At 46.7% G+C, this 17269-nt stretch carries 15 protein-coding genes; 1 reads left to right on the forward strand and 14 read right to left on the reverse strand.

Translation table 11 applies throughout. The features are described from left to right. Window positions 1–61: 61 nt before the first annotated feature. The 7 genes from argH to argC all read right to left on the reverse strand — a co-directional run bounded on the left by argH (window position 62) and on the right by argC (window position 8286). Window positions 62–1477 (reverse strand): argininosuccinate lyase, encoded by a 1416-nt coding sequence (gene argH, locus FGT79_RS15150; RefSeq protein WP_138753673.1) that lies wholly within the window; start codon window positions 1475–1477, stop codon window positions 62–64. A 26-nt stretch (window positions 1478–1503) separates the two neighbouring features. Continuing rightward, window positions 1504–2733 (reverse strand): argininosuccinate synthase, encoded by a 1230-nt coding sequence (locus FGT79_RS15155; RefSeq protein ID WP_138753674.1) that lies wholly within the window; start codon window positions 2731–2733, stop codon window positions 1504–1506. Window positions 2734–2781: 48 nt separating this feature from the next. Further along, window positions 2782–3741: an ornithine carbamoyltransferase gene (argF, locus tag FGT79_RS15160; RefSeq protein ID WP_138753675.1), complete on the reverse strand. Its 960-nt coding sequence runs from the start codon at window positions 3739–3741 to the stop codon at window positions 2782–2784. Window positions 3742–3787: 46 nt separating this feature from the next. Further along, a complete protein-coding gene (locus tag FGT79_RS15165) occupies window positions 3788–4990 on the reverse strand; it encodes an acetylornithine transaminase (RefSeq protein ID WP_138753676.1) in 1203 nt (400 codons plus the stop codon). 5 nt (window positions 4991–4995) lie between these two features. Beyond that, entirely contained in the window at window positions 4996–5781 is a 786-nt protein-coding gene (gene argB, locus FGT79_RS15170) for an acetylglutamate kinase (RefSeq protein WP_138754037.1), read from the reverse strand. 50 nt (window positions 5782–5831) lie between these two features. Continuing rightward, window positions 5832–7073 carry a bifunctional ornithine acetyltransferase/N-acetylglutamate synthase gene (gene argJ, locus FGT79_RS15175; RefSeq protein ID WP_138753677.1) on the reverse strand — a complete coding sequence of 414 codons (1242 nt, stop codon included), beginning with the start codon at window positions 7071–7073 and terminating at the stop codon, window positions 5832–5834. Window positions 7074–7236: 163 nt separating this feature from the next. After that, window positions 7237–8286 carry an N-acetyl-gamma-glutamyl-phosphate reductase gene (argC, locus tag FGT79_RS15180; RefSeq protein WP_138753678.1) on the reverse strand — a complete coding sequence of 350 codons (1050 nt, stop codon included), beginning with the start codon at window positions 8284–8286 and terminating at the stop codon, window positions 7237–7239. A 382-nt stretch (window positions 8287–8668) separates the two neighbouring features. On the opposite strand from argC, the gene FGT79_RS15185 reads away from it, so the two are divergent. Then, complete coding sequence (locus FGT79_RS15185; protein ID WP_138753679.1) at window positions 8669–9274, forward strand: hypothetical protein; 606 nt, start codon at window positions 8669–8671, stop codon at window positions 9272–9274. 115 nt (window positions 9275–9389) lie between these two features. On the opposite strand, the gene FGT79_RS15190 is transcribed toward FGT79_RS15185, so the two are convergent. The 7 genes from FGT79_RS15190 to FGT79_RS15220 all read right to left on the reverse strand — a co-directional run bounded on the left by FGT79_RS15190 (window position 9390) and on the right by FGT79_RS15220 (window position 17204). Then, window positions 9390–10274, reverse strand: a complete 885-nt coding sequence (locus FGT79_RS15190) for a YitT family protein (RefSeq protein WP_138753680.1) — start codon at window positions 10272–10274, stop codon at window positions 9390–9392. Between the two features lie 97 nt (window positions 10275–10371). Next, window positions 10372–11470 (reverse strand): peptide chain release factor 2 gene (gene prfB, locus FGT79_RS15195; RefSeq protein WP_138753681.1). Its coding sequence is split into 2 segments (ribosomal slippage): window positions 10372–11397 and window positions 11399–11470, totalling 1098 coding nucleotides; the frame shifts between segments, so codons are not numbered across the junction. Window positions 11471–11537: 67 nt separating this feature from the next. Beyond that, complete coding sequence (gene secA, locus FGT79_RS15200; protein WP_138753682.1) at window positions 11538–14045, reverse strand: preprotein translocase subunit SecA; 2508 nt, start codon at window positions 14043–14045, stop codon at window positions 11538–11540. A 140-nt stretch (window positions 14046–14185) separates the two neighbouring features. Next, the gene (gene hpf / locus FGT79_RS15205; RefSeq protein WP_138753683.1) at window positions 14186–14731 is read right to left on the reverse strand and encodes a ribosome hibernation-promoting factor, HPF/YfiA family; all 546 of its coding nucleotides are present in this window, start codon (window positions 14729–14731) and stop codon (window positions 14186–14188) included. Window positions 14732–14988: 257 nt separating this feature from the next. Continuing rightward, complete coding sequence (locus FGT79_RS15210; RefSeq protein ID WP_028608231.1) at window positions 14989–15186, reverse strand: cold-shock protein; 198 nt, start codon at window positions 15184–15186, stop codon at window positions 14989–14991. Window positions 15187–15454: 268 nt separating this feature from the next. Further along, a complete protein-coding gene (locus tag FGT79_RS15215) occupies window positions 15455–16153 on the reverse strand; it encodes an acylneuraminate cytidylyltransferase family protein (RefSeq protein ID WP_138753684.1) in 699 nt (232 codons plus the stop codon). A 1-nt stretch (window position 16154) separates the two neighbouring features. Continuing rightward, entirely contained in the window at window positions 16155–17204 is a 1050-nt protein-coding gene (locus FGT79_RS15220; protein ID WP_138753685.1) for a nucleotidyltransferase family protein, read from the reverse strand. Window positions 17205–17269: the final 65 nt, after the last annotated feature.

Raw genomic sequence — 17269 nt, forward strand, 5'->3', positions numbered from 1 at the left:
TTGCCTGTTAAGGCCTCGCCGAACTGCTTTTCACAATCAACACCACGAATGGCGTTATGTTTTATCTGCTGCGTTCTAAATATTCAGTTACCCACGCTGCAGTCTGCTCTAGTACAACCTCAGCACGTCCGATTGCATCCTGCACCTGCGTTTTGGCTGTGCCGCCGTAAACATTACGTGCATTGACAACTTGCTCAGGTTGAAGCACTGCATAAATGCGGTCATCGAACAGCGTCGAGAACTGCTTGAATTCATCCAACGTTAGATCAAGCAAATATTTGTTTTGCTCTATGCAGTACAATACCGTTTTGCCGATCACTTCATGCGCTTGGCGGAAAGGCAATCCTTTGCCTACGAGGAAATCTGCAATATCAGTCGCATTCGAGAAATCCTGATTCACGGCTTGACGCATACGTTCCTTGTTCACCTTCATTGTAGCAATCATAGGAGCGAACAGTTGAAGTGCGCCTTGGAGCGTCTTCACGGTGTCGAACATACCTTCCTTGTCTTCCTGCATGTCCTTGTTGTAGGCAAGCGGCAAGGATTTGAGCACAGTCAGCAAGCCGACAAGATCACCGTAAACACGACCTGTTTTGCCGCGCACGAGCTCAGGAACGTCCGGATTTTTCTTCTGCGGCATAATGCTGCTGCCCGTACAGAAAGCATCATCAAGCTCGACGAAATGGAACTCGGTGCTTGACCATAGAATGAGCTCTTCGCTGAGACGAGATAGATGCATCATAATGATCGACGCGTCAGCAAGAAACTCAACGATAAAGTCACGGTCACTTACTGCATCAAGGCTGTTCTCATAGACGCGGTCGAATTTCAACTGACTCGCCACAAAGTGACGATCAATTGGGAATGTCGTTCCCGCAAGTGCTCCCGCGCCTAGCGGCAATACGTTAATACGTTTGTAGCTGTCCTGCAAACGCTCGATGTCACGCCCGAACATGGAAACGTAAGCCATCAAATGATGCGCGAACAGAATCGGCTGTGCACGCTGCAAATGCGTGTATCCAGGAACAATTGTATCGATATTCGCTTTCGCTTGCTCAATAAGCGCCAATTGCAGCTTGTAGAGCATATCGACGAACTCGACAACGCGTTTGCGAAGCCATAAATGCATATCTGTTGCCACTTGGTCATTCCGACTGCGTCCCGTGTGCAGCTTACCGCCAACGGAGCCTACATCATCTATGAGCGTTTTCTCGATATTCATATGAATATCTTCATCACCAATAGAGAATTCGATATCGTTACGTTTGATTCGCTGCAAGACACGGTGCAAGCCGTCTTTAATCTTCTCTACGTCGTCAGCCGGCAATATACCTTGCTTGCCCAGCATCGTCACATGTGCAATGCTGCCTTGGATATCCTCCTCGGCAAGCTCTTTGTCGAACATAATAGAAGCTGTATATTCCTCTACCAATTGATCCGTTTTCTTCGTAAAACGACCGCCCCATAATTTACTCACTGGTTCGTTACACTCCCTTGTAAAGCTTATTTATTGCTGACTGCCGAGGAAACCTTCAAGCGCAAAGCGTTCAAACGAATAAAGCCTGTTGCATCGCCTTGATCGTAAGCTTGAGAAGGATCTGCTTCCATCGTTGCAATGTCAGGGTTGTACAAGCTAACCGGACTTTGCACGCCTGCTCCGATAACGTTCCCTTTGTAAAGTTTCAGACGAACAACGCCGCTTACATTCTTTTGCGATTCTGTTACAAGTGCTTGCAGCGCAACCCGCTCAGGAGCAAACCAGAAGCCATTGTATACAAGCTGGCTGTATTTCGCGATCAAGGAGTCACGTAGATGCATAACCTCACGATCCATCGTTAACGATTCCATTTTGCGATGAGCAGTGAATAGGATCGTTCCGCCTGGTGTCTCATAAACGCCGCGGCTCTTCATGCCGACAAAACGGTTTTCTACCATGTCTACGCGTCCAATACCGTGCTTGCCGCCAAGCTCATTAAGGGTATCCATTACCTCAAGCGGACTAAGCTCCTTGCCGTTGATTGCCGTACAATCTCCCTCTGCGAAAGTAAGTTCAACATATTCAGCTTGATCAGGAGCGTTCTCTGGCGATACGCTCAGCACATACATGCTCTCGTTCTCTTCAGAGCTAGGATCGAACCAAGGATCTTCAAGCATACCGCTCTCAAAGCTGATGTGCAGCAGGTTGCGGTCTGTCGAATAAGGCTTAGCCGCTGATGCTGTTACTGGAATATTATGCTTCTCAGCGTACGCGATCATTTCTGCGCGTCCTGGGAACTCCTCACGGAACGCTTCAAGGCGCCATGGCGCGATTACACCGATTTCTGGTGCCAAAGCAGCAGCCGTCAGCTCGAAACGCACCTGATCATTTCCTTTGCCTGTTGCGCCGTGTGCAATATAAGCAGCGCCTTCTGCACGTGCAATATCAACCATCCGCTTAGCGATAAGTGGTCGAGCAATCGAAGTACCTAGCAAATATTGACCTTCATAAAGCGTTCCCGCTTGGAACATCGGATAGATGAAATCCTTTGCGAATTCTTCGCGAAGGTCATCGATGTACACTTTGGATGCGCCAGTTGCTAGTGCTTTAGCCTCCAAGCCGTCAAGCTCATCCTTTTGCCCGATATCTGCTGTGAATGCGATAATCTCAGCGTCGTATGTTTCTTTCAACCATTTGAGGATAACTGATGTATCCAATCCGCCGGAATAGGCGAGTACGATTTTTTCTTTTGCCATTGTAATATATACTTCCTTTCGAATGAATTCATATCGTTAAGTGGTACGCTAGGACATAATAGCTGCCATAATCGCTTTCTGAGCATGGAGACGGTTTTCCGCTTGGTCAAAAATAATAGAGCTGTCGCCATCGATTACGCCTTCGCTCACTTCTTCGCCGCGATGAGCTGGCAAGCAGTGCATAAAGAGATAATCTTTCTTGGCATATTTAATCAAAGCCTCATTCACCTGATAAGCGGCAAAAGCAACTTCCCGCTCCTTCTGCTCCGCTTCCTGCCCCATGCTCGCCCATACATCCGTGTACACGATATCGGCATCGGCAATCGCTTCTTTCGGGTCGCGGCAGATGTGGATTTGGGAGCCTGTTTCCGCTGCATGATCCTTCGTCTGTTGAATAATATCTGCATCCGGCTCATAGCCCTCAGGTGTCGCAACGGACATATGAAGACCAAGCTTGGCAGCACCCATGAGTAGAGAGTGAGTCATATTGTTACCGTCGCCAATATAAGCAATTTTGAGTCCTTCCAGACGGCCTTTCTGCTCAAGAATCGTCTGATAATCGGCAAGCGCCTGACATGGATGCGATAGATCCGTCAACCCGTTAATGACAGGAATCGTTGCTCCACGAGCCAATTCAACAACCTTACGGTGCGCGAAGGTACGAATCATAATACCATCTAGATAACGCGACAGCGTCTGTGCCGTATCCCAGATCGTCTCGCCGCGGCCGATTTGCAGATCATTCCCGCTGAGGAAAAGTCCTTGCCCGCCAAGCTGGTACATCCCCACTTCGAATGATACGCGTGTGCGAGTGGATGACTTCTCAAAAATCATGCCAAGTGTTTTTCCTTTCAGCACATGATGCGTTTCGCCTGCTTTTTGCTTTTGCTTCAAATCAATGGCTAGATCGATCAAGTAACGAATTTCTTCCGGCTTGAAATCGACCAGCATTAGGAAATCGCGCCCCTTCAAGCTTTGCGCAATATCTTCATTTACAGTTCCTTGCATGGTGTAGCCCTCCTTCTGGTTAAAACAATATGCTTTGTGAATCTCATTAGGCAACAGGACGTTTCTCTTCCAATAGCTCCACTAATATCGCAACAGCCATGTCAATTTCTTCATCCGTAACCAACAAATTAGGCAATAAACGAATAACGTCCGGACCGGCTGATATGGCAATCAATCCGCGTTCCTGTGCCTTGTTCAAAAGATCAGCAATCGGTTCTGCACACGCGATGCCGACGAGCAGACCGAGACCTCGCACTTCATGCACAAAAGCATTGCCCGCGAGCTTCTGTCTAAGCTGATCCATCAAGTATTCACCTTTTTGCGCCGCACGCTCAGACAGGCCTTCGCCTACTATCGTCTCCACAGTTGCTTTCACCACCGCTGTCGCAATCGGCGTGCCGCCAAACGTCGATCCATGACTGCCTGCTGTGAACCCTTCGCGCAGCTTTTCCTTCGCTGCCATTGCGCCAACTGGGAATCCGCTTCCGAGACCTTTTGCCATTGTGAAAATATCCGGCTCAATGCCATAATGCTCGTAAGCGAACAGCTTGCCTGTACGTCCCATTCCCGTTTGAATCTCATCAACGATAAGCAGGATGCCTTGTTTCTCACACAACGCAACCAGCGCTTTGAGATATTCAGGGTCAACAGCATTGATCCCGCCCTCTGCCTGTACCATTTCCAGCATAACGGCTGCTGTACGATCAGACACAGCAGCCTCAAGTGCTGCGAGATCGTTTAGTGGAATCGTTACAAAACCTTCTGGGAGCGGTGCAAAACCTTCCTTTACCTTCGCTTGGCCTGTTGCCGTAAGCGTAGCAAGCGTACGTCCATGGAAGGACTGCTCAAACGTAATAATTTCAAAACGTCCGTTATTCAGCACCTTCTGATTGTATCGGCGTGCCAGCTTGATTGCAGCTTCATTCGCTTCTGCACCCGAATTACAGAAAAAAACAGCATCCGCACAGCTATTGTCTGTAATAAGTTTGCCCGCTTCCGCTTGGTTCGGAATATGGAATAGATTCGATACATGCCATAGCTCATCCAACTGCTTAATCAAAGCTTCCTTGATTTGTTTTGGGGCATGCCCCAAGTTCGTAACGGCAATACCGCTCATGAAATCAAGATACTTGGTTCCTTTGTCATCCCATAGCCAGCTTCCTTCGCCCTTAACCAATGCCATCGGATATCTGGCGTAGGTAGGAAACAGAGATTGATCAGCCGCAGCTGCCGTTTTTATATCGCTCATTAACGTTACACCCGCCCTTCATTCGTCTGTACGATCCGAGTACCTACTCCGCCTTCACGGACAGCTCTCGTCAGTACGCCCGGCTCCTCGCCGCTTACAATCACAACCTCGCGGACCCGCCCTTGTATACACTGTATCGCTGCGCGCACCTTTGGAATCATACCGCCATAAATTTCACCACTGGCAATCATTTCTTCAATCTCGGCAACGGAAGCAACCGGAAGCACCTGCTTTTGTCCATCTACCGTTTTGAGAATGCCTGGCACATCCGTTACTACAATCATGCGCTCGACGCCTAAATGGGATGCCACAGCACCTGCAGCCGTATCGGCATTGATATTGTAGCGTTGCCCCTGATCATCAATCCCGATTGGAGCAATAACCGGAATGTAGCCCATCTCCATTACACCTTCAATGATAGCTGCATTCACATCGGTAACATCGCCTACAAAACCTATCTCTTCCGCATTCGCTACTGGTTCAGCCTGTATCAGCTTACCGTCGACACCAGAGAGCCCCAGTGCCCGTGCGCCGTTTAGTTGGATCTTACGAACAATTTCTTTGTTGATACGCCCTGCTAGAACCATCTCGACAACGTCGAGCACGGCGTCGTTTGTTACCCGCAGGCCATTCACGAAACCGGTCTCGATTCCGAGCTTGCCAAGTGTCTCCGAAATCGCTGGACCGCCGCCATGTACGATTACCGGAAGAATGTCAGCCTCTTGCAGCTTGCGCAGCTCATCGAAAAAGCTGTTTGGAAGTGCTGCAAGCGTGCTGCCCCCACATTTCATTACAAAACGTTGCTCCGCCACTGAATCAAAACCTCCAAGACTTTTTTGGATTACGTCCGATACGCCGCGTTAATGCGGACGTAATCATAAGTCAGATCACAGCCCCATGCCGTTGCCTGACCTTCTCCGTTATGTAAGTCAACGCGAATAACGACAGTATCACCTTTTAAATATTCCAAAGCAATCTCCTCATCAAAAACGACTGGACGGGATTGCTCTAATGTTACAATATTACCCAAACGAATATCGACTGTTTCCGGGTTAACCGGTTGGCCTGCACGGCCTACAGCAGCAATGATCCGTCCCCAGTTCGCATCAGCTCCGAAAACAGCAGATTTCACAAGCGATGAACCAATAACCGTCTTCGCAATGGCTTGAGCAGAATCATCGCTGATCGCTCCATTTACCTGTACCTCGACAAGCTTAGTAGCACCTTCACCGTCACGGGCGATCGCCTTCGCAAGCACCTCGCATACGTAGCGAATAGCCGCAGCAAACGCTGCCCAGCCTTCATGAGCTTCCGTCAGCTCATTGTTCCCTGCAAGTCCGCTCGCCATAGCGACCAGCATATCATTCGTACTCGTATCGCCGTCAACCGTAATCATATTGAAAGTCAGGTCTGTCGATTGGCGCAGCAATTGCTGCAGCGCCTCGCTGCCAATCGCCGCATCTGTCGTAACGAAACCAAGCATCGTCGCCATATTCGGATGAATCATGCCAGAACCTTTTGCCGCTCCCGCCACGTAAACGCGTTTCCCATCCAATTCAAGCTCCACACACACCATCTTCTGTACTAAATCTGTCGTGAGAATTGCTTGACAGAAATCATCTGCGCCTGCGCGCGTACCTGCAAGTTTAGCGGGTAATCCGTCTATGCCCGTTCGTACTTTGTCCATCTTGAGCAGTTCTCCAATGACGCCTGTTGATGCTACAGCCACTTGCTCGGCGGGTACTCCAGCAGACTCCGCAAACCTAGCACGCATCTCGTAGGCATCCGCGTCTCCCTGCTTGCCTGTGCAAGCATTCGCATTGCCGCTGTTGACTAGCACCGCACGCAGCACGCCGCCTGCTGCGATACTATCGCGAGTTACTTGCAGCGGTGCAGCTTGAAATACATTTGTCGTATACACGCCTGCAGCAGCAGCTGGCACTTCGCATACAATAGCACCTAGATCATGACGCGTCGTTTTTTTGAGGCCGCAATGCAGTCCACCTGCCGTAAAGCCTTGAGGAGTTGTAATCGAGCCGTCCGTGACGACTGAGAACAAAGCTTTCGAATTTTCCTGTCCCATCGTAAAATCGTTTCTCCTTCACCTGTATGAATTCGGATATAAGCCAAGCGTAAACGGCTGAAGCCATCCTCTGTCGGCTAAGCTAACGTTTCGCGTAGAAATATAGATAAAGTTAGTAAAATGTTATGCTTTCCTATATATTGAAAAACGGTATGATACTTTATTAAGGATATACTGGTACAAATTGCAGACCGAGCGTTTCGTCCCATCCCATCATTAGGTTCAAGTTCTGAATGGCTTGGCCTGCCGCACCTTTTACCAAATTATCAATAACAGACACAATCGTTACGCGCCCCGTACGCTCATCGACTGCGAATCCGATATCACAGTAATTGGAGCCCCATACTTCCTTCGTAGTCGGCCATTGACCTTCTGGACGAATACGTACAAATTTGCGATTGGTGTAATACGAACGGTAAAGCTCAATGAAATCAGCCGTGCTGTGTCCCTCTTGTACAGTCGCATACATCGTAGACATAATACCACGGGTCATCGGTACAAGATGTGTCGTAAAGGTGGTGACAACCGGCTTGTTAGCCGCATCTGAGAGCACCATTTCGATTTCTGGAATATGTTGATGCTGATTTAATTTGTAAGCCTTCAGGTTTTCATTTAACTCCGAGTAGTGCGTACCTAGAGAAGCGCCGCGACCTGCCCCTGAGACACCTGATTTGGCATCAATAATAATCGTGGAAGGATCAATCCAGCCAGCTTTCACTGCAGGAATAAGACCAAGAAGCGTAGCTGTTGGATAACATCCCGGGTTAGAGATAAATGGCGAATCCAATACTTGATCTCCATAAATTTCTGCCAAGCCGAATACTGCTTGCTTCAAGTAAGCTTCATCTGCCGCGGGCTTTTTATACCATTGTTCATAAAGCGCTGGAGATTTCAAACGGAAATCACCAGACAAATCTATAATCTTGAGGCCTGCTTCCAAAAGCGACGGCACCAGCTTTGATGCCACTCCAGCAGGCGTAGCCAGAAACACAACGTCTGCTTTCGCTTTGATAGCAGCAGGGTCTACATCATCCAGCAGTTCCTCACGGATACCCGTCAAATGCGGATAACCCTCCGCTATAGGCGTACCTGCGCTGGAAGACGAAATGACCGACGTCACCTCTGCCAGAGGATGGGATGCGAGCAGACGAATGAGCTCTACACCGCCGTAGCCTGTTGATCCGATAATTGCTATTTTCACCTTTGAGCTCATATTATTCTCTCCCCGAAACGAAATGCCGCAGGCTTACCCATGACGCCACCTGGGCTGTATCTATTACTCTTTCCTTGTACGGAAAGGTTGTCATCTTCTTCAGCTTATAATTGTACAACATTCGGCAGTTGATGGAAATATGCAGGTTGTTCCGTATTATTATACATTCGAATTCATATTAATACAACGAGCAAATGTGTACATTTTAACCCATTCTCAGTTAACATAGATGAAAACTTTTATGCAAATACAAGAACACCTGTTCTTATTTTTATGTTATCATACAACTAGCAGAAATGATATACTATTGGCAACGAGAGAAAGAAGAACGGAGCTCCATTCAGCTAAACAGCTATTCATTTGCATGGGAGGCGATTTCATTATGACAGAACAAATTTTACAACAAATCCTTCACGAGCTAGGTTCATTAAGGGATGGACAGCAAGGCATCCAGAACACCATAGGAGGAATGCAAAGCTCAATAAGCGGCTTAGAGCAAAGCTTTGGTAAATTAGAGCATACCGTCGGTGGCTTGGGGCAAAGTTTTAGTAAGTTAGAGCATACTGTGGGCGGCTTAGAGCAAAGCTTTGGTAAATTAGAGCACACTGTGGGTGGCTTAGAGCAAAGCTTTGGTAAATTAGAGCACACTGTGGGTGGCTTGGAGCAAAGCTTTGGTAAGTTAGAGCACACTGTTGGTGGTTTGGAGAGTACCGTCGGCAGCATGCAGCAGACGCTCACGGAATTAAAGGACGAGCAGCAAACGACAAACCAGCGCCTGCATCGAATTGAAGGGCTCGTCGTTGATATTCCACTCATTCGTCAGGCAACATTAGAAACGCTCGATATTTCCAAACGACTTGATGCTGGTCAAGCAAGCTTTGAGCGCAAAGTAACGTCCGAGTTGAATACGCATGGCTTTGGCATTGACATTCTAAATCGTGAGCAGCTAAATCTCAAAACGGATATCGAGAAGCTTAAACGAAAATAAGCTTTAAACCTAAATCGCCAACAAGGATACAAGCTGCAACGCCATTTCACGGCAGCTTTTGCTTGTATCTCTTCCCGTCTTTCCCTCACCCTTAATACAGCCCGCTATATCTAAACTAAGCTTCAAGCTTAAATCCTTGCCCCAGCACCTCAGCCGTGTTGCTAATAATGACAAAAGCGCCAGGGTCAATCGTCCGTACCAACTGCTTCAACTTAGGAACCTCATTCTGCCCAACCACTACCATAAGAACAGTACGACCTGCCCCTGTATATCCACCGTGACCATCAAGACGAGTTAAACCACGATCCAAGTCATTCAATATCGCGGAGCTCACCTCTTCTGAATAATCGCTAATAATGAATGCTACTTTGGATAGCTGCAATCCACTTTGAACGAAATCAATCGTCTTGCTTGTTACGAATAAACCGATCAACGCGTATAAAGCAACCTCGGGTGATATGATGATGCCTGTCGCCACAATCACACAACCGTCAAAGCAAACGATAGCTAAGCTTAGCGGCAATCCCGTATACCGATGCAGAATTTGCGCTGCCAAGTCCAAACCACCTGTGGAAGCACCTCCACGAAACACCAAACCTAGCCCAAGGCCAACTCCAATACCGCCATAGATAGCTGCAAGAAGAGGATTGTCCGTAGGCGATTCGAACCCAGCCGTCAGCAAAATAAATAGCGGCAATATGATGGAGCCCAGCGCCGTTTTCGCGGCAAACTTCTTACCTAGCAGCCACAGGCCTGCGATGAACAGCGGAATGTTGATGGCCCACTGTGTAATTGCAGGCGTAATGTTCGCTACCCTCTGCACCAGAATAGACACGCCTGATACACCGCCAGAGGCAATACCATTCGGTACCATGAACATATTGAAGCTTATCGCTACAACAACCGACCCGATAAGTAGCTGTGCTATGTTCCATGTTGATTGGGCACGCGGACTCAAGCTCGGTCCGCTCTTCCTTCTTTTCATTGCATTAGCGTTCATTCCACATACCTCCTTCCAAGCTGATTTATCGCAAAAAGAAGAGCTCCACACGCTGACCGTGTCGGAACTCTTCCCCTATTACTATGGTTTAAGCATGTCAAATCTGATGACGCAAATACCCATCAATAAACGCATCAATATCGCCATCCATGACTGCTCCAACATTGCCTGTCTCAACCGAAGTCCGATGATCCTTAACCATACTGTAAGGATGAAATACATATGACCGGATTTGGCTGCCCCAGGCAATCTCAGATTGCTCGCCTCGTATATCGGCAAGATGCTTCAACTGTTCTTCAATCTTTCGATCATACAGCTTGGAGCGAAGCATTTTCATCGCACGTTCCCTGTTCTGAATCTGGGAGCGCTCTTGCTGACAAGCAACTACAATACCCGAAGGAATATGCGTAATACGAATGGCCGACTCCGTCTTATTAACGTGCTGACCGCCTGCTCCGCTCGCGCGGTACGTATCTACCTTCAAATCCTCTGAGCGTATCTCGATCTCGATACTGTCATCAATCTCCGGCACGACATCACAGGACGCGAACGATGTATGCCGACGGCCCGCAGAATCGAATGGAGAAATACGAACAAGTCGATGTACACCTTTCTCAGCCTTCAAATACCCATAAGCATTGAAGCCTTTGACGAGAATGGTAACACTTTTGATTCCAGCTTCATCACCAGGCAAATAATCAAGCAGTTCTACCTTGAAGCCACTCTTCTCCGCCCAGCGCGTGTACATCCGGTACAGCATCAAGCCCCAGTCCTGCGACTCGGTTCCACCTGCGCCAGGATGCAGCTCCAGAATGGCATTGAGTTTGTCATAGGGCTGGTTAAGGAGCAATTGCAGTTCAAAGTCACTGACCTTGCGCATAAGCTTCTCAACGCCGCTCACAACATCGGAGGCTAGCGAATCATCGCTTTCCTCCTCCGCCAGCTCCAGCATCATCTGCAGGTCTTCCTGCTCGCTATTCAGCCCATCATAATGGTCAACGACGGACTTCACAGCATTCAGTTCCGCTATGACGCTCTGTGCTTTTTCATTATCATCCCAAAAATCAGGAAATGTCATCTTCTCCTCGAAGTTGGCAATGATCTCTTGCTTAAGATCTAAGTCAAAGAGACCCCCTAAGCTCTTGGAGACGCTTAGCCATTTCACGCAGGTCTTGTTTCACCGTTATGTCTATCATAGCGTCCGCTTCACCTCAAAATAATTGTTCGTTCTCTACATTATTCCGTGTCTTCCAATGCCGTGCCTTACTTACCGTGGCAAAGCTTATACTTCTTGCCGCTGCCGCAAGGACAAACATCATTGCGTCCAACGCGCTCCTCGCGCTTAGCCGGACGCTTCTCAATCGCTTCTCCGCCGCCACTTGTCGTCGTCGTTTGACCTTGAGCAACCTCTTGACGCTCTAGGTTGTTCTCTACACGCGCCTTCATGATATATCTAGCAACTTCCTCATGAATGCTTTCGATCATTTCCTTGAACATCTCGAAGCCTTCGAACTGATACTCACGAAGAGGATCGGTACCGCCATATGCACGTAGATGGATACCTTGACGAAGCTGATCCATCGCATCAATATGATCCATCCATTTGCTATCAACTGCGCGCAGTACGACAACCTTCTCGAATTCACGCATCGTTTCCGCGCCAAGCTCTTCCTCGCGCTCATCGTAAGAAGCTACGACCTCGGCTAAAATATAGTCGACGATCTCTTCTTTCTCTTTGCCCCAGATCTCTTCCTTAGTCAAAGATCCTTCGTTCAAGAAGGTCGCATGCGCGTAATCCACGATTGCTTGAAGATCCCACTCTTCCGGAATGTCCTCTGCACAATGTGCTTCTACAATACGCTCAATAACAGGCTTAAGCATATCCATTACTTCTTGACGAATATTTTCCGAACTTAGAATGTCACGGCGCTGTTTATAAATAACCTCACGTTGTTGGTTCATCACATCATCATACTGAAGGACTACCTTACGAATGTCGAAGTTGTTGCCCTCAACGCGCTTCTGTGCAGATTCAATCGCTCTTGAGATCATACGGCTTTCAATCGGCTGATCCTCATCAAGACCGAGCTTGTCCATCATGCCCATAATATTCTCAGAACCGAAGCGGCGCATCAGCTCGTCCTCAAGCGACAAGTAAAACTGTGACGAGCCCGGGTCGCCTTGACGGCCGGCACGACCACGCAGCTGATTATCAATCCGACGGCTCTCATGACGCTCTGTGCCGATAATGTGCAGACCGCCAAGATCAGCAACAGCATCACCTAGCAAAATATCCGTACCACGACCAGCCATATTTGTTGCAATCGTAACGGAACCCGCCTGTCCTGCACGTGAAATAATTTCTGCTTCCTCAGCATGGAACTTCGCATTAAGCACCTTATGCGTTACGCCGCGGCGTTTGAGCATATCAGATAGCTTCTCCGAATTCTCAATGGAAATCGTACCGACAAGCACCGGTTGGTTCTTGCTGTGGCGCTCTACGATTTCTTCCACAACCGCTTTAAACTTGCCGTTCTCAGACTTGTAGACTACGTCTGCAATATCCTTACGGATCATAGAACGGTTCGTAGGTACCTGTATAACATCAAGGCCATATATCCGTTTAAACTCTTCTTCCTCCGTTTTTGCCGTACCAGTCATACCAGCAAGTTTACGGTACATACGGAAATAGTTCTGGAATGTAATTGTCGCAAGCGTCATGCTCTCATTCTGAACCTTCAGTTGCTCTTTCGCTTCGATCGCCTGGTGCAAGCCATCGCTGTAACGACGTCCGGACATCAGACGGCCGGTGAACTCATCGACAATGACAACCTCTTCTTCTTCCACAACATAATCCACATCGCGCTTCATAATAAAGTTTGCTTTGAGCGCTTGCTGAACATGATGGTTAAGCGTCACGTTCGCATGGTCGAACAAATTCTCGATCTGGAAAGCTTTCTCCGTTTTCTCAACGCCTGATTCTGTCAGCATGACACTGCGCAGCTTAATATCAATCGTGAAATCCTCTTCAGGCTTCAAACGACTAATAAAACGATCGGCTGCAAAATAAAGCTCTGTCGACTTCGCTGCTTGTCCGGAAATAATAAGCGGAGTCCGCGCCTCATCGACCAAGATGGAATCCACTTCATCGATGATAGCAAAATATAGCGGGCGCTGAACCATTTGTTCCTTGTAGAGCACCATATTATCACGTAAATAATCGAAGCCGAATTCATTATTCGTTCCATACGTAATGTCACAAGCGTAAGCCGCTTGCTTCTCATCATGCGACAAGCCATGAAGGTTACAGCCAACCGTCATACCTAGGAAGCCATACAGCTCGCTCATAAGCTCACTGTCCCGCTGTGCCAGATAGTTATTGACGGTAATAACATGTACACCTTTGCCCAGCAAAGCATTCAAATAAACCGGAAGCGTCGCAACGAGCGTCTTACCTTCACCCGTTCTCATCTCCGCGATCTTGCCCTCATGCAATACCATACCGCCTAACAGTTGCACATCAAAGTGGCGCATACCTAGCGTTCGCTTGGAAGCCTCTCTAACTGTCGCGAATGCTTCAGGCATAATTTTTTCCAACGCTTCGCCTTTTTCAATTCTTGCTTTGAATTCCTCAGTCTTTGCGCGCAACGCTTCATCGGACAATGCCGTATACTTCGACTCTATCGCATTTATTTCATCAACCGTCCGCTGGAGCCGTTTTACCTCGCGCTCGTTATGGTCACCAAATATCTTCTTCACTAATCCGAGCATGGAATTCCCCTTTCGTAATTACGCCTCTTTGCATTAAATTGTATCAGTTTGTAGACACCGCCGCAACGAGGATACTTGTAAAAGAAAAAGCCTTCCTCCTTATCGGAGAAAAGGCCCTTCAATGTTAAGTATAATGACGCTTATCCTTGCTCAATTAATCCATATTTCCCGTCGCTTCGTTTGTATACAACGCTGACTTCCTTGTTGTCTACATTCGAGAATACGAAGAAGCTATGTCCTACCATATTCATTTGTAATATCGCTTCTTCCACGTCCATTGGCTTGAGTGCGAAACGTTTGGTTCGTACTAATTCCAAATCGTCTTCTTCCTCTAACACGCCCACTGCGGAGCCTTCCTCCTTGAACAGTGCACGTACACCGCTGCCTTGACGGAATTTGCGATTTACTTTTGTTTTATGTTTGCGAATTTGTCGTTCGAGTTTGTCCGCAACCAAGTCAATCGATGCGTACATATCCTCGCTTTTCTCTTCGGCTCTGAGCATAACGCCGGTGAGCGGAATGGTCACCTCAACTGCATGTTTGCCTTTGGTGACGGATAATGTCACGTTAATATCGGAGTTGATTGGTGCTTCGAAATATTTATCCAATCGGCTGAGTTTTTTTTCGACGTATTCTCTCAATGCGTCTGTCACTTGAAAGTGTTGACCTCGAATGTTGTAGTTCATGGGGAACTCCTCCTTTACATGTGCTTATTATATCATATGTAAGCGCTGAGATCAAAATAGTTTTTGTTTTATTTCGAATTTTCAGATAAATAAATTAGTAGATGTAATAGAATATTCACAACTGAGGGTGCTCATGCAAGTACATATGTATATCTGTATATGCAAAATACAATAAAAAAAAGCCCCGGTTTTCCGGAGCTGATGTTAATCGCATATGTGATGATCCATAATATGAGTTGGCTGGATCAGCCGAATGATTACAGTTTAACTACGTTTGCTGCTTGTGGTCCGCGAGCGCCCTCTACAATATCGAATTCCACGGATTGGCCTTCTTCAAGTGTTTTGAAACCTTCCGTTTGGATTGCGGAGAAATGGACAAACACGTCGCCGCCTTGCTCAGTCTCGATAAATCCATAACCCTTTTCAGCATTAAACCATTTAACTTTACCTTGCATGTGCAAACATTCCCTTCATCTTCAAATGCTGTGAATCATCTCATTGCATAACCCACAATTTGACTATAACATCGACTTCACGGAATTGTCAAACAATTTGTTGTAAGCGGATTCATACCTGCTGTTTTAGTAATTGCACATGACCAACTCGTGAAACCGCAGGATTACATTCGATCGATACCCATTCCTTCAGCGTCAACTATTCTTGCTCCTCCTGTCGACGAAAGCAATCATTGCAGCTCTGGCTATTCACCCTATTCTTTTACCTTTAGCTCGTTTTACTTGCACTACTTTCAATTAAAATTTCACACAAACGAAAATCGGTTAAAGTATCAATATCGATAGATCTTTCACTCGGCATAACATAGGCTACTGTCTCTTTCGTCAAAAACGTTTCTGTCTGCTTCAATTGTTCGATACTAGAAACGTACACAGCGCCATTCAGAGCATAAACTTTAGGTAACTCCTGCCTCGGTAATGCTATCGTTTCGCCCATTACTGGTTTCATTTTATTCTCTTGATTCACTTCAAACATCCAATAAGGACTTTTCTCTTGCTCGGTTACCGATACGACCGCTGTAGTAGCAGAAGCAACTAACAACTCTATGCATTTATCAATATCATTATAATTCCTGAGAGGTGACGTAGGCTGTAGAAGAACAACATAATCATAACCAGGGATTTGATCGATTGCGTGCAGAACTGGTGAGATGCCTGACGAATCATCTTGTGCCAAGCTTGCTGGACGACTAAAAGGGACATCTCCCCCGTATGCGATGGCTGCTTTTATAATAGCTTCGTCATCAGTAGAGACAACGGCTCTATCTATATATACCGATTTATTAGCCTCTTCGATCGTCCATGCTATAAGCGGCTTTCCACCCAGGTTGCGAATATTTTTACCAGGAACCCCTTTCGAGCCTCCTCTAGCAGGTATGATGGCCAAAACCTTTTTATCATTTATCATATTAGAAAATCCCTTCTAAATATTCGCTATTCGCTCGTTCAAAGTCATCCATTCTGCCGATATCCATCCAATATTCTCGAATCGGAAATGCTGAAGTTGGTGCATTAATCTGCAGCAGCTTGTCGAACAATGAAGGCATATCATAGAAGGTTTCCTCAGGAATATACTGCAGCACCTCAGGAGATATTACATAGATTCCACCGCTAATAAAAAAATGTTGAACGGGTTTTTCTTCTATGCTTTGAAGTCTATAATTATCTACCTTAACAACGCCATAAGGTACTTGAAACTCATATTCTCTGACACACATTGTAGCCTTCGCCCTTGTATCCAAATGAAAATCAAGTAACTGCTGAAAATTTACTTTCGTTAATAAATCGCCATTCATAACAAGTATAGGTTTATCCGGTATGAACGGCAGCAAGCTTAACGCTCCTGCAGTACCTAACCGTTTATTTTCCTGCAGATATATAATTTCAACGCCCCACTTTAACCCATTCCCGAAATACTCCATAATCATCTCTGCTTTATAGTTAACGGATATTATAAAGCGATAAAAACCGTTTGAGATGAAGTTCTCTAATATCACTTCAAGAATAGGCTTGCTTCCAACCTTTAATAATGGCTTAGGACAGTCCCTTGTTAATTCACCAAGTCTTGTCCCTAATCCGCCTGCCATTAATACGACCCAATTGTCGCTGCGTTCATGTCTAATGATCTCACCTAGCAGTTCTAGGCGTACGATCTTCCCATCCGGGTCAGTAATCGGTATTTGCTTTAAGTTATAATTTTTCATCTTGGCAAAAACAATATCTTTACTGTCCGCCTCAAGTGAGGTAATCGGATCCGTTTTCATAATTAAATTTACTTCACTTTTTAAATCAATTCCCTTTAGTATCCCCCTGCGGATATCACCATCCGTAATCGTTCCAATCAGTCGTTGATTGGTATCAACAACAAGTGCAATTTGCGCAGTACCTTTATCAATAATATGTAGAGCCTCTAATATGGAGGCTTGTGGTGAAATTAATAGTTTATCAATCTGCTTCATTCCCAGTCCCCCTCGTTACCCCAGCTTGTACTCTATATATCGGTAAGCGCTCGTTATAAAATAAG

Source organism: Paenibacillus sinopodophylli (assembly GCF_005930355.1).
In the GTDB taxonomy this organism is placed as follows: Bacteria; Bacillota; Bacilli; order Paenibacillales; family Paenibacillaceae; genus Pristimantibacillus; species Pristimantibacillus sinopodophylli.